This window comes from Maledivibacter halophilus (assembly GCF_900167445.1).
Lineage (GTDB): Bacteria > Bacillota > Clostridia > Peptostreptococcales > Caminicellaceae > Maledivibacter > Maledivibacter halophilus.
In genome coordinates, this window is record NZ_FUZT01000023.1 from 1 (window position 1) to 13,994 (window position 13,994).

Sequence of the window (13,994 nt, forward strand, 5' to 3'; positions counted from 1 at the left end):
CTATGAAGCATTGGGCTATGGATATGGACCAGGAATAGGGGAAGGATATGATAGAACGATACTTATTCTTTCCAGAGCATCGGGAGTACCTGTGGCAGCAAATGCCCTTGCTTATGGAGCATCCTTGGCTAAAGGAAATTTGAAGGAAATAGCAAAGACTGAATTTGAAAAAGCAAATAAGGCAGGACTAAAGGATATATTAAAGGGATTGACAAAGGACAGTAAGAAAGCTTCGGATTCTGATGAAGAAGTGGCTGCTCCGCCAAAGGAAGTAGTAACAGGATCTATATCGGGAATAGATATAATGGATCTAGAGGATGCTGTAAAGGCCCTTTGGAAGGAAAAAATCTATGCAGAAAGTGGTATGGGTTGTACTGGACCTATAGTTTTAGTAAATGAAGATAAGGTTGCTAAAGCCACTGAGATACTTGCTAAGGTTGGATTTGTTGCTAAGGAAGGGGATCCCTGTTAGATAAATAGAAAATTTTAAAGTAATATGTTTGTATAACCAATTAAAATTGTTTTATAATTTTATAATGATTTATGTATAAAACCTATTCAATCTGGTCCAAGATTGAATAGGTTTTATACTTTTTTTAAAAGCCCCATGATGATTTTATCGGGGGTTTAGTTAATATGACAATTGGTGTAGGATCTAATTATTTGTTTCATATAGAATAGTGTCTTATCAGTGGCTTCATCTATTGAATAATCTGTTTGTTCATTTAATATCCTTGAAAGCATTCCCTGATAAATTAGAATAGTCATTTCATTAATATCTTCCAAATCTTCTTTTTTAAGCTGTAAATTATTTACGAATGATTTTAGTATAGATCTATTTCTATCATAAATATTTTGTCCCAATAGCATAGGAAGAAGATTTAGTGACTGATCACCAAGTTCTTCTGGAAAAATTTTATAATATTCTTTAATATCATCATTTAAGGAATTACTAAATTTATCAAAGAAAATTCTGTAATATATTTTAGGCTTACTAAAAGAATGATAGCAGAAGCATTTCCAAATACCAAAATATTTGTCAATAGGAGTTTGGACATTTTTTAGATACTTAGGTAGACTTGTTACATATTCCTTTAAGTATTTCATAGATGCAAAAAAAATAAGGTGATCTAGATTTTCAAAATAATTATATAGGGTTGCACTATTATATCCAGCCATATCCGATACTTTTCTTATAGTAATAGCTTCTATTCCATCAGTTTCTATAATTTGGTTTACTGCTTCAATAAAATAACTCATCATACGTCTTTTTTGAATTTCTTTTTTATTCATATCAATTCACCAACTAATAAAATTTTAATTTCATAATAAGTATTATAACATATGCTTTTAAAGATAACCAACTCTAAAAGTATTATAAATTTTGTTTAAAAAATATATTTTTTAATAATACTATTGGGGAGAAATATATAATCTCAAATCACCATAATATGTAATGGAAATATTACACTTTAATTTCTATATTTGTATAATTATTGTATAAATTTATACTATAACTTATATAATTAGCTAATTTATAAAAAAAAATGCAATATAAATCAAGAATATATCACAAACGAATTTACAATATAATCATGGTTATGATATAATTGTATTAGTTAGAAAAATAACAAGAATATGCAAGAGAAATAACGTTTTCTTATTTATTGCAGTTATAAATGTTATTTTTCTAGAAATAATATAAGTTATGAAAGGAGTGTAAAAATGAAATTAGAAATTGGTAATTTTTTCGTAAAGGACATTGTTTTCGGAGACAAGACTGCCTATGAAAATGGAATATTAACTATTAATAAAGAAGAAGCTTTGGCAGTAGTTAAAGAAGATGAACACATAACAGAAGCAGACCTATTTATAGTTAAGCCAGGAGACAAAGTAAGATTAGTACCCGTTAAAGAAGCAATTGAGCCAAGACACCGTGTTGGGGGAGGCCCAGTATTTCCTGGTGTAACTGGAGACCTTATGCAGCCTGGAAATGGAAAAACCCTTGCTCTTAAAGATTGCAGTGTATTAGTAGTAGGAAAGCATTGGGGTGGCTTCCAGGATGGACTAATAGATATGGGTGGAGAAGGAGCTAAATACACGTTTTTTTCACAATTAAAGAACATAGTTTTAGTTGCTGATACCGATGAAGAATTTGAAAAACGTGAACAACAAAAGAAAAATCGTGCACTAAGATGGGCAGGAATGCGTTTGGCAGAGTATATAGGAAACTGTGTAGCTGACCTTGAGCCAGAAGAAGTAGAAACCTATGAATTAGAGCCAGTAACAAAGCGTTCTAAGGAAGTAAATGACTTACCAAGTGTAGTACTTGTTTTACAGCCTCAATCTCAAATGGAAGAAATGGGATATAATGATTTAGTTTATGGATGGGATTGTAACCATATGGTACCAACATTTATGCATCCAAATGAGGTATTAGATGGGGCAATGATCTCAGGATCCTTTATGCCTTGTTCATCAAAATGGTCAACATATGATTTCCAAAATTATCCTATGATTAAAAGATTGTACAAGGAACATGGAAAAACAGTTAACTTTTTAGGTGTAATAATGTCCAATCTAAATGTTGCCCTAGAGCAAAAAGAAAGATCAGCCCTATTTGTGGCTCAAATGGCTAAGTCCTTAGGAGCAGATAGTGCAATAGTTGCAGAAGAAGGATATGGAAATCCCGATGCAGACTTTATAGCTTGTTTAGTAGCTTTAGAGGATGCAGGAGTTAAGACTGTAGGACTTACAAATGAGTGTACAGGAAGAGATGGAGCATCACAGCCTCTAGTAACATTAGATCCAAAGGCTGATGCAATAGTGTCCTGTGGTAATGTATCTGAGCTTATAAAGCTTCCACCAATGGAAACAGTATTAGGTGAACTAGAAGCTTTAGCTAGAGATGGTTTATCAGGTGGATGGGCCGATGATGAACTATTAGGGCCATCAGTTAAAGAAGATGGATCGATAATTATGGAAAATAATGCTATGTTCTGTGGAGACCAAGTTGCAGGCTGGTCTACTAAGACAATGGTTGAATATTAAGGAGGTGTATAGAGATATGAAAAAAGCTATTTTATACTTAAACCAATTCTTTGGACAAATTGGTGGAGAAGATGTTGCCGATTATGAGCCAGAGATTAGAGAAGGTCTAGTTGGACCTGCTATGGCCCTTGACAAGGCTTTAGGTGATGATGTAAAAGTTACTCATACAATAATCTGTGGAGATAATTTCATGGGTTCAAGGAAAGATGAAGCAGTTGAAACTATATTAGGATTTTTAGAAGGATTAGAGTTTGACATATTCTTTGCGGGACCTGCATTTAGAGCTGGAAGATATGGAGCTGCCTGTGGACACATATGTAAAGCAGTAAAAGAAAAATTCAAGGTGCCTGTGATAACTTCTATGAACGATGAAAACCCTGGAGTTGAAATGTTCAGTAAAGAAATGTATATTTTCAAAGGCGGTAAAAGTGCTGCTAAAATGAGAGCAGATACTAAGGTAATGGCTAAATTTGCTAAAAAGCTAATAAATGGTGAAGAGCTTTTATCAGCAGAAGAAGAAGGTTATTATGGAAGAGGAGTAAGACATCAAAAATGGTTGAATCCTCCAGTACCGGCTACAGATAGAGTTATAGATATGCTTCTTAAAAAAGTCAAAGGTGAAGATTTTGTTAGTGAATTGCCTATACCAGAATTAGATTTAGTCCCTATAGCACCTGCTATTAAAGATTTAAGCAAAGCAAAGATTGCTTTAGCAACAACAGGAGGTATAGTACCAGTAGATAACCCTGATAGAATTCAATCAGCTTCTGCCACAAGATGGGGGAAATATGATATATCTAATTTAGATAGTCTTCCAGGTGGAGTATATAAAACTATCCATGCAGGTTTTGACCCGGCTGCTGCTGATGCTAATCCCGATGTAATAGTACCATTAGATGCATTAAGGGCATATGAGAAAGAAGGAAGAATTGGATCAATACACAATTATTTCTATACAACAGTTGGAACAGGGACTACTCAAGCTGAGGCAGCAAGAATGGCAAGAGAAATTGTTGAGCATCTTAAAGCTGATGAAGTAGATGCGGTTATTTTAACATCTACATGAGGTACCTGTACTCTTTGCGGTGCAACGATGGTTAAGGAAATTGAAAAAGCTGGAATTACAATAGTACAAATGGCAAACTTAATACCAGTAGCAAAAACAGTTGGATCAAACAGAATGGTTCCAACCATATCTATTCCATATCCTTTAGGAGATCCAAGTACTTCGAAGGAAGAGCAGTGGAAGCTTAGATATCACAGAGTAGGAGTAGCTTTAGAAGCTCTAGAAACTGATATAGAAGAACAAACAGTATTTAAAGTAAAGATATAATTGTCATTTAGATATAGTGCTAGTTATAAAGATAACCAACATTAAAATTAAATATAAATTTTATAGAAAATAGTAAATATTTCTACATTTTTTCTATGGAATTTATTATACTTTAAAGTTGGTTATCTTTAGGTTAACTAGCACTATAATATTAATGAGGAGGAGATTGAATATATGAATGATAAAAAGACTAATAACATAGTTTATTATATATCACTAATAGTCGTATTTGGAATTGTAGGATGGGGAATACTAGGTAAGGATAGCTTTGAAATGGCAGCAAATGGACTATATAAGTTTCTAACAGATAACTTTGGATGGACTTACCTTATATCCATGTTTCTATTTGTGGGATTTGCCACATTTTTAGCATTTAGTAAATATGGAAATATAAAACTTGGACCAGATGATTCTAAGCCTGAGTTTAAAACATCCTCATGGTTTGCAATGTTATTTGGAGCAGGTATGGGTATTGGACTTGTGTTTTGGGGTGTTGCAGAGCCTTTAAACCATTTTGCTCATACACCCTTCGGTATACAAAGTGGAACGCCAGAGGCGGCTAATTTTGCTATGAGAAAGTCTTTTATGCATTGGGGATTTCATCCATGGGCTAACTACAGTATTATAGGGCTAGCTCTAGCATATTTTCAATTTAGAAAAAATAGACCAGGCTTAATAAGTAGTATATTTATACCACTATTAGGTGAAGAAAGAGTAAAAGGTCCTTTAGGTAAAACTATAGATATCTTTGCAGTGTTTGCAACAGTTGCAGGAGTGGCAACTTCTTTAGGACTTGGTACTTTGCAAATAAACGGTGGATTAAATTATTTATTTGGACTTCCTATAACTAAAACTGTACAAATAAGCATTATAGCAATAGTAACATTTGTTTATATATGGACGGCAGTTACAGGAATACAAAAGGGTATTAAGATTTTATCTGATATTAACTTATTTACTGCAATTACCCTATTAATAGCAGTAATATTAATTGGACCTACAATAAAAATAATAAATTCATTTACAAACGGATTAGGAATGTATATGAGTTCATTTGTAAGAGATAGCTTTCATATAGAGCCCTTTGGAGATAATAAATGGATTGGGGACTGGACCATATTCTACTGGGCATGGTGGATTGCATGGGCGCCATTTGTAGGAACATTTATAGCACGTATTTCTAAAGGTAGAACAATTAGAGAATTTATATTAGGAGTTATAGTAGCCCCTTCTTTAGCTTCATTTGTATGGTTTGCAGCTTTTGGAACCCTCGGTATAGATCTAGGTGTTGATATGGCCACAAAGGCTGCAAAGGTTACAGAAACAGCACTTTTCATTACTTTAGAGCAGTATCCCTTAGGAAGTATAATTTCTTTAATAGCTGTATTTCTATTATGTACCTTCTTTATTACATCAGCAAATTCTGCTACCTTTGTTTTAGGTATGTTTACATCTGAAGGAGATTTGAATCCATCAAATACAAAGAAAATAGTCTGGGGAATTGTTCAAGCATTACTTGCTTTAGCGCTTCTTCTTGCCGGGGGATTAACCACATTGCAGGTTGGCTCAGTGGCTGCAGCATTTCCATTTATTTTTATAATGATCTTTGCTTGCGTTTCCCTTCTCAAGGCATTGAGAGCTGAAAAAATTAATTAAAAGATTTATATAAAGATAAACAACTTTGGGGTTTAATAAATTTGAATCTTAATGTTGTTTATCTTTATTTACTTGTTATTTTAAAAAACTCTGATTGGATTCAAGGCTTTTTTTGTTGTTTTAAATCACATAAAAAATTTTACCAATAATTTACTGCCAACTATGCCACCGAGAAATAAAAATAGTGCGAATACCCAACCTGAAAGGGAGAGTGAAGCAATGCCACTATACATTGCACCTATATTACAACCAAGACCTATCCTTGCCCCATAGCCCATTAATAGGCCACCTAAAACTGCTGCTACAACCTGTTTCATTGATTTAATTTTTTTGATTCTGAATTGAGAAGCTAAAAGAGAAGCTAAAAGAGCACCAAAGATAATTCCAATGTTTCTTATAGAAGCAGGATCATTTAAAAAACCAGAATCTAAAGTAGCTTGGGCAGCTTTGCTACTAAAATAATACCATTTATCTACACTGCCTCCAACTGCTCTATATAGCCATGCTCCCCAGTTTGCAAAAGCTTGAGAGACTCCCCAAGGGTTACCTGTAGTAGAAAATGTAACTATTTGTAAAACCGATAGCAGCACTGCACCAACTATATATGACCATGAGTTTTTAAACCAAAGTTTATAGAACTTATTGTTTTTCAAATCCAAAGCTATACCTCCTTAATTAGCTTTTTTCGTCAATACTTATAGTTGCACACTTATAAAATTTTATTTTAATATTTTTAAACTATTTAAATATTCTATTTTCCCATTTATCAGCTAAAATATATAAAGCAGCGATTAACAGTAGTTGAATTATAACTGCTCCAAACCACCCAAATAGGTCAGGTAAAAATATTGCTTTGCCCTTTAAAATAAAATTAAGTTTCCACCATTCAAAATCATGTGCTCCCCAAAGAGAACCAATAATAAAAAAGAAGAGAGTTAACATTTGAACTAAAAATCCTTCACCAACTCTCATAAGGGTACCCGATGTACAGCCTCCTGCTATAACCATGCCTATGCCAAACATAAAAGCACCGATAACTGTTGCAAAGCTAATAGGAGTAATATAGGTTTGTCCTGGAATAGGTAAGCCACTAGAATAAGCACTGAATTTTATTGCTGTGAAGGCAATAGTTGTGATTGCAAAGGCTATAAGTACTGCTCTAGTTAAGGCGGTGCCACCTGTTAAGTAAGGATCCCTCATAGATGCGGTGAAACAAAATCTTGACTTTTGAAGTACAAATCCGAAACAAATACCAGTTATCCAAAATAATCCTAATTTTACAGAAATATTAGATAACAAAAACCCAATTATTATCATAATTACTAAAACTGCAATACCTAATGGCATTTGATTTTTATTAGCATTTCTATTTTTAGAGATTCTAGAAGATGATCTTTCTTTTGGTGATGGTTGACTGTTATTTGTTTTAGTCATTAGATTACACCTCTCCTTTTACTATATATCAATTATAATTATATAGAATTAACAACTATACTAACAAAATTATAACATAAAAAAATTTTTTAGTATAAAATAATAAAATATAATGTGCTAAATAGTTATAATTTGGGAAATAGATAATAATAAAATTAATATATTATTTGTCAATTAAGATATAATTTTAACATGCTATAAGATTATATGTTATAATACTATCAATAAAGTTTATTAAATAGATGAAATTACATAATTTTAATTTCCTTAATAAATTTTATTGTGATTAATATGTTCATAAAGGGAGGAACTGTTTTGCATATAGAAAGCTTTGAATATTTTTACAAAGTGGCTATGGCTAAGAGCATATCAAAGGTTGCAAATAGTGTTCATATTTCTCAGCCTGCTCTCAGTCAGCAGATTCAAAAGCTTGAAGAAAGCTTGGGATATGAACTATTAATAAGAAGCAATAAGGGAGTTGAGTTAACAGAAAAGGGGTTAATAGTTCTTCAATATGCTGATAATTTAATAAGAACTTATGAAGCTATGCTTGAACATTTAGAACAGGATTCAAAGAATAGTCAAATTATTAAAATTGAAGCATGCTGGCCAATAGCTACTTATGCATTACCATGTGTATTATATAAAATAAAGAATAAATTTCCTCATCATAATTATGAGTTGATATCTAATACATCCCAAGCAATAGAAGAGAATGTTCTAAATAATATTGCTGACATAGGTGTTGTTTATGGAAAACCGACTGCTGACTCTTTGGAATGTTATGAAATAGGTACTGATAACCTTGTTTTAGTGGCATCAGATGATTATGAAATAGATGAAGAAATAGATTTTGAAAATTTGTTAAAACAACCCTTTGTTTTACTAAATAACAAATTGAATATTGAAGAAATTTTAATAGATAAGATTAAGCAGTTGGGATATAAATCTAAAGAATTAAATATTCTTTATAAAAGTGATTCGACGGAGTCAGTGAAGTCTTCTATTTTCAAAGGATATGGCATTGCTTTTGTTCCTTATATTTCTATTAAGAAAGAACTATATGAAAAGCGGTTAAAGCAAATAAAAATATCCGATTTTTCTATGAAATATCATATGTATTTAATAAATAAAAAGAATACAAGATTGAGCAAATCTATTACTGAATTCATAAAATATTTCAAAAAAATAGGAAAAGAGAGTCTGTGCTAGAGCTTGGTAACGGTTATTTCCCAAACACCATTGATAACTTCATCAGATTCAAATTTAACATTGTAATTTTCTAATAAGCTAACAAGAGCTTCGAGGGTACAACTGTGGTCTGTTACTACTATAATAGATTCTCCGGGCCCTATACTTTGAAGCCCTTTTTTTGTTTTTATAATTGGAACAGGACATACATCACCTAAGCAATCGATTTTCTTCATAGCAATTCTCCTTTGTTAATAAGTTATTAAATATTATATCATAATTTTGTGTTATAATGTCATAGAAATCCATGCAGTTTATATCATAAATGGAGATGTTAAAATGGATAGATATCTGATTACTGGTGGAGCTGGATTCATAGGTTCAAATTTTATAAAATATTTATTTGGAAAAAATAAAGATATAAGAATTATAAATATAGATAAGTTAACATATGCTGGAAACTTACAAAACCTTAAGGAGATAGAGAATAATTACAATTATACTTTTATTCAAGAGGATATATGTAATAGAAAGAGCTTAGAAGATATTTTTAATTTGTACAGGCCAGATTACATTATTAACTTTGCAGCAGAATCCCATGTGGATAGAAGTATTGAAAGTAGTGAGGAGTTTATAAAAACAAATGTACTAGGCACCCAGGTACTGTTGGAATGTTCACTAGATAGAAATATAAAAATGTTTATACAAATTTCAACAGATGAAGTATATGGTTCTACTGAAACGGGATTATTTACAGAAATATCACCCTTAAGGCCTAATAATCCATATGCTGCCAGTAAAGCTTCAGCGGACTTACTGGTAGGATCATTTTATAATACCTATGGATTACCTGTAATAATAACCCGGTGTAGCAATAATTATGGACCATGCCAGCATAATGAAAAGCTTATACCAAAGGTTATTAATAATTCTTTAGATAGAAGGAAAATACCTGTTTATGGTAGAGGTACCAATGTTAGAGACTGGATTTATGTTATGGATCACTGCCATGCTATAAATACAGTATTGGATAGAGGAGTTATTGGTGAAGTTTATAATATAAGCAGCAATAATGAAAAAAGAAATATTGATATAATTAAAATTATTATAAATAAAACAAAAGAAATATTACAAACCAGAGGTTTAGATTCAAAGGGTATTAGTGAAGATTTAATTGAATTTGTAGCAGATAGAAAAGGCCATGATAAAAGGTATGGTTTGGATTCAACTAAGCTTATTAAGACCTTGGGATGGAATACTATAACTCAATTTGAAAGTGGGCTTGAGAAAACAATTAATTGGTATATTGATAAGAAATTAATATTGAAGTAAAAGTCTGTTAAGGAGAGAAAATATATGAAAGGTATTATTTTAGCAGGTGGTAGAGGAACGAGATTATTTCCTTTGACTAAAATTACAAACAAACATCTCTTACCTGTAGGAAAAGAACCTATGATATATAATCCCATAAAGCAGTTAATATGCTCTGATATTAGAGATATTTTAATAATAACAAGCAGAGAAAATATGGGAGATATAGTGAATGTCCTTGGAAGTGGCAGAGAATTTGGCTGTGATTTTACCTTTAAAGTTCAGGAGGAGCCAAAAGGCATAGCAGATGCTCTTTTATTGGGAGAAAGTTTTGCCTGTGGGGATTTAATTACTGTAATGTTAGGAGATAATATAGCTACTAAAAGTATTAAACCCTATATAAATAAATTTAAAAAGCAAAAAATAGGTTGTAAAGTTTTATTAAAAAGAGTTTTAAATCCCCATAATTTTGGCGTGGCCACCTTAGACAAGGAAAAAATAATTAATATACAGGAAAAACCTGCTTTGCCACAAAGTAATTATGCAGTTACAGGTATATACATGTATGATAGTAATGTTTTTGACATTATAAAAAATATTTCCATTTCCTCTAAAGGTGAGTTGGAAATAACTTGTGTTAATAATGCGTATATTAAGAAAGGAAAATTAACCTACGATATTTTAGATGGTGATTGGACAGATGCCGGAACCATAGAATCCTATAGATTGGCAAATAATATGCTTTATAGAATAAATAATGAAATTATTGATGGTGATTATAATGAAAATTCCATTTAATAAAATCTATTTTACTGGAAATGAATTAAAATTAATAAAAGAAGCACTTAATATGGAAAGTGTTAGTGGAGATGGTTACTTTACCTCTAAAGTATCCTCACTGCTGGAAGAAACATTTTCTATACCAAAGGTTCTTATGACAACTTCTGCGACCCATGCACTAGATATAGCAATGATGCTTATCGGGCTGGGACCTAAAGATGAAGTGATAATGCCTTCCTTTACTTTCCCATCCACAGCGAACTCAGTGATGCTTCGAGGAGCAATCCCAGTATTTACTGAGATACTTCCAAGCAATTTGAATATAGACCCCGATGATATAGAAAAAAAGATTACGAAGAATACCAGGGCTATTATTCCTGTTCATTATGGAGGCGTTGGATGTGAAATGGATAGGATTATTAATATTGCTGAAAAACATAGACTTTATATAATTGAAGATGCAGCCCAGGGAGTTAACTCTAAATATAAAGATAGATTTCTAGGAGCCTGGGGGTATTTGGCCTGCTATAGTTTTCACGGAACTAAAAATTATATAAGTGGTGAAGGTGGAGCATTGGCTATTAATTCTAAGGATGAAGAATTAATAGAAAGGGCACAGATCATAAGACAGAAAGGAACAAATAGAAATAAGTTTTTAAAAGGAAAGGTGGATAAATATTCCTGGGTAGATATAGGTTCAAGTTATACACCTTCAGATATTTTAATGGCAGTGTTATATGGACAGCTGCAACAGATGAATGTTATAAAAGAAAAGAGAAGGAAAATAGTCAGCTATTATATTGAGAATTTGAATAAGCATTTAAAGTCTGGATCAATAAAAGGCATGACAACTTTACAGAAGTATCAGGATTCAAATCATCATCTTTTTTATATTCTTTTAGAAAATGAAGCCTTAAGAGATAAAGTGATTAAGAGATTAAGGGAGTTTGGTATTCATGCAACAACTCATTTCGAACCACTACACAGTTCCTTTATGGGACAAACCTTAGGATATACCCTAGGAGACTTTCCTATAACAGAAAGAGTTGGAAAATCACTTTTAAGGCTACCATTATATACAAGTATGACTATTGAAGAAGCAAATTATGTTGTATACAGGTTAGATGAAATATTAAATCCAAATTATTCATAGAAAATTTAAAACTCTGTTGTGTCCTTTTGAATTTTCCATGAAGAATCTGGGTTAAAGGAGATTTAAACATGTGGAGTAGTGGATCTGTAGTAATTCCAGTTTATAATAGTTTTGATTCTTTAGATGAGCTATATAACAGATTATCTAAAGTATTAAATAATATCTTTATAGATTATGAAATTATTTTGGTGGATGACTATAGTACAGATAACAGCTTTTCTAAGATGAAAGAGATATATAATAATACCAATAATTTAAAAATTATACGACTTAAGAATAATTATGGTCAGCAAAATGCAATAAAATGTGGATTTGAGTTTGCAACCAAGGATTTTATAATTACTATGGACGATGATCTGCAGCATCCACCGGAGGAGATAATAAAAATAATGGAAAAGATAGATGAAGGATATGATGTGGTTTATGGAATAGCAAAAAAAAAAGAACATAGCTTTTTAAGAAATATGGGTTCAAAAGCCACTAATTTTCTCTTTAATACTATTTGTCATAAACCAAAGAATATAAAAGTCAGTAGTTTTCGCTGTATTAAAAAGAATATACAGGAAGAAATTAAAAGAAATAAAACAACTTTTGTATATATAACTGCTATAATACTCAAAATAACCAGGAATATTGGAAACGTGTATGTTGATCATAAACCAAGAAAATATGGTAGTTCTAATTATAAATTTTCAAAACTAATGAGGTTATTTTTAAAATTATATATTTATTATTCAGACATTAAGTTTTTCAATAAATTCTTAGAAAACAAACCTCAATTTGAAATATTTGAAAGCTATCTTTAAGGAGGCTTGAAAATGAAACTTTTAATATTAGGTGGAGGAAACAGTCAGATTAATGCAATAAAACGTAGTAAAGAAAAGGGAATTACTACAATTGTTTCAGATTATTATGAGGATGCTCCGGGGAAAGGAATCAGCGACTTTGGTGAATTGGTTAGTACATTTGATGTAAATGAAAATATAAAAGTAGCTAAAAAATATGATATTGATGGTATTATGACTCTAGGCACTGATCAGCCAATTTATACAGTGGCTGAAGTAGCTAGAGAATTAAAATTGCCTTCTTTTTTGAAGGTTCCTACAGCAAAGGCTGTTACAAACAAAAGAGTAATGAAAAAAATTTTTTCCCACAATAAAATTCCAACGGTTAATTACGTACTTATTAATAAAAATTTTAAAGAAAAGGAATTAAAAAATCTTAAATTCCCAGTTGTTATAAAGCCCGTTGATAGTCAAGGGCAAAGAGGTATTTATAAATTATATTCCATAGATGATATAAGGGGAAAAATTGAAGATACATTAAGCTATTCCAGAGAAGATGTAGTATTAGTTGAAGAATATTATGAAAGTGAAGAAATTACTGTGAGTGGTTGGGTACAAGGAGGGAATACCCATATAATTTTAGTTACAGATAGAGTTACATTTAGCAATAATCAACATATTGGCATATGCTTAGCCCATGATTTTCCTTCTAAGCATTTATACAGCCACCATGAGGATATCTATAGAATTACAAGACAAATAGTTGAAGCCTTTGAGATACAGGATGGACCTATCTATTTTCAAATGCTTATAGGCAGTGAAGGAATTAAGGTTAATGAGGTGGCCTGTAGGATTGGTGGAGCATATGAGGATAAATTGATTCCTTTACTTACGGAAATAGATATATTGGATATGGTTATAGATTATTCCTTGGGAAATGAAATAGATTATACAAGGCTTAAAAGCTATGATTTATTGAAAAACCATAAAAAGGCATCTGTCCAGTTGTTTTTTGCAAAACCTGGTAAAATTAAGTTTTTAAGTGATATGAAAGAAATAAAAAAATTACATGGAGTAATAGAAGGTAATTTTAATTTTAAAGAAGGAGATGAGCTTAGGAGAATAGTAAATGCCACTGCCAGGGCAGGGTACATGATCATTGTTGGAGAAGATAAGAAATCTCTTGCAGATAATATAAATAGAGCATTTAGGCATTTGAAAATATATGATAATGATGGTAATAATCTTGTAATGCAGTATAAGATTTATTAACATAACAGATTAATTTGGGAGAGGAAAA

Annotated in this window: 13 protein-coding genes and 1 pseudogene; 10 read left to right on the plus strand and 4 right to left on the minus strand. The window is 31.5% G+C overall.

All coding sequences use genetic code 11. From position 1 onward, the window contains the following. Positions 1-472: pseudogene (locus tag B5X81_RS25155) on the plus strand (glycine/sarcosine/betaine reductase complex component C subunit alpha); the annotation flags it as partial. A 155-nt stretch (positions 473-627) separates the two neighbouring features. Here B5X81_RS25155 and B5X81_RS25160 read toward each other — a convergent pair. Then, the gene (locus tag B5X81_RS25160; protein WP_079495789.1) at positions 628-1,293 is read right to left on the minus strand and encodes a TetR/AcrR family transcriptional regulator; all 666 of its coding nucleotides are present in this window, start codon (positions 1,291-1,293) and stop codon (positions 628-630) included. A 432-nt stretch (positions 1,294-1,725) separates the two neighbouring features. Between B5X81_RS25160 and B5X81_RS25165 the strand changes: the two genes are divergently transcribed. From B5X81_RS25165 to B5X81_RS25175, 3 genes are all read left to right on the plus strand, one after another. Beyond that, positions 1,726-3,051, plus strand: a complete 1,326-nt coding sequence (locus B5X81_RS25165; protein WP_079495790.1) for a glycine/sarcosine/betaine reductase component B subunit — start codon at positions 1,726-1,728, stop codon at positions 3,049-3,051. Between the two features lie 16 nt (positions 3,052-3,067). Beyond that, a complete protein-coding gene (gene grdH, locus B5X81_RS25170) occupies positions 3,068-4,384 on the plus strand; it encodes a betaine reductase selenoprotein B (protein WP_079495791.1) in 1,317 nt (438 codons plus the stop codon). A 174-nt stretch (positions 4,385-4,558) separates the two neighbouring features. After that, complete coding sequence (locus tag B5X81_RS25175; RefSeq protein WP_079495792.1) at positions 4,559-6,040, plus strand: glycine betaine uptake BCCT transporter; 1,482 nt, start codon at positions 4,559-4,561, stop codon at positions 6,038-6,040. A gap of 125 nt (positions 6,041-6,165) precedes the next feature. On the opposite strand, the gene B5X81_RS28540 is transcribed toward B5X81_RS25175, so the two are convergent. Further along, positions 6,166-6,699 carry a YeeE/YedE thiosulfate transporter family protein gene (locus B5X81_RS28540; RefSeq protein ID WP_079495793.1) on the minus strand — a complete coding sequence of 178 codons (534 nt, stop codon included), beginning with the start codon at positions 6,697-6,699 and terminating at the stop codon, positions 6,166-6,168. A gap of 79 nt (positions 6,700-6,778) precedes the next feature. After that, positions 6,779-7,474, minus strand: a complete 696-nt coding sequence (locus B5X81_RS28545) for a YeeE/YedE thiosulfate transporter family protein (RefSeq protein WP_079495794.1) — start codon at positions 7,472-7,474, stop codon at positions 6,779-6,781. Positions 7,475-7,789: 315 nt separating this feature from the next. On the opposite strand from B5X81_RS28545, the gene B5X81_RS25190 reads away from it, so the two are divergent. Continuing rightward, positions 7,790-8,686 carry a LysR family transcriptional regulator gene (locus B5X81_RS25190; protein ID WP_079495795.1) on the plus strand — a complete coding sequence of 299 codons (897 nt, stop codon included), beginning with the start codon at positions 7,790-7,792 and terminating at the stop codon, positions 8,684-8,686. Here the strand turns inward: B5X81_RS25190 and B5X81_RS25195 are convergent. Further along, positions 8,683-8,901, minus strand: coding sequence for a sulfurtransferase TusA family protein (locus tag B5X81_RS25195; protein ID WP_079495796.1), 219 nt, complete (start codon positions 8,899-8,901; stop codon positions 8,683-8,685). The two genes, B5X81_RS25190 and B5X81_RS25195, sit on opposite strands and share 4 nt — an antisense overlap. Before the next feature lie 103 nt (positions 8,902-9,004). On the opposite strand from B5X81_RS25195, the gene rfbB reads away from it, so the two are divergent. From rfbB to B5X81_RS25220, 5 genes are all read left to right on the plus strand, one after another. Next, a complete protein-coding gene (gene rfbB, locus B5X81_RS25200) occupies positions 9,005-9,997 on the plus strand; it encodes a dTDP-glucose 4,6-dehydratase (RefSeq protein ID WP_170917609.1) in 993 nt (330 codons plus the stop codon). A gap of 24 nt (positions 9,998-10,021) precedes the next feature. Further along, entirely contained in the window at positions 10,022-10,774 is a 753-nt protein-coding gene (locus B5X81_RS25205) for a sugar phosphate nucleotidyltransferase (protein ID WP_079495797.1), read from the plus strand. Continuing rightward, positions 10,734-11,909: a dTDP-4-amino-4,6-dideoxygalactose transaminase gene (gene rffA / locus B5X81_RS25210; RefSeq protein WP_244282246.1), complete on the plus strand. Its 1,176-nt coding sequence runs from the start codon at positions 10,734-10,736 to the stop codon at positions 11,907-11,909. The genes B5X81_RS25205 and rffA overlap by 41 nt, the downstream gene beginning before the upstream one ends. 68 nt (positions 11,910-11,977) lie before the next feature. Beyond that, positions 11,978-12,715 (plus strand): glycosyltransferase family 2 protein, encoded by a 738-nt coding sequence (locus tag B5X81_RS25215; RefSeq protein ID WP_079495799.1) that lies wholly within the window; start codon positions 11,978-11,980, stop codon positions 12,713-12,715. A gap of 12 nt (positions 12,716-12,727) precedes the next feature. Further along, positions 12,728-13,966, plus strand: a complete 1,239-nt coding sequence (locus tag B5X81_RS25220; RefSeq protein ID WP_079495800.1) for an ATP-grasp domain-containing protein — start codon at positions 12,728-12,730, stop codon at positions 13,964-13,966. The last annotated feature ends 28 nt before the right edge of the window (positions 13,967-13,994 follow it).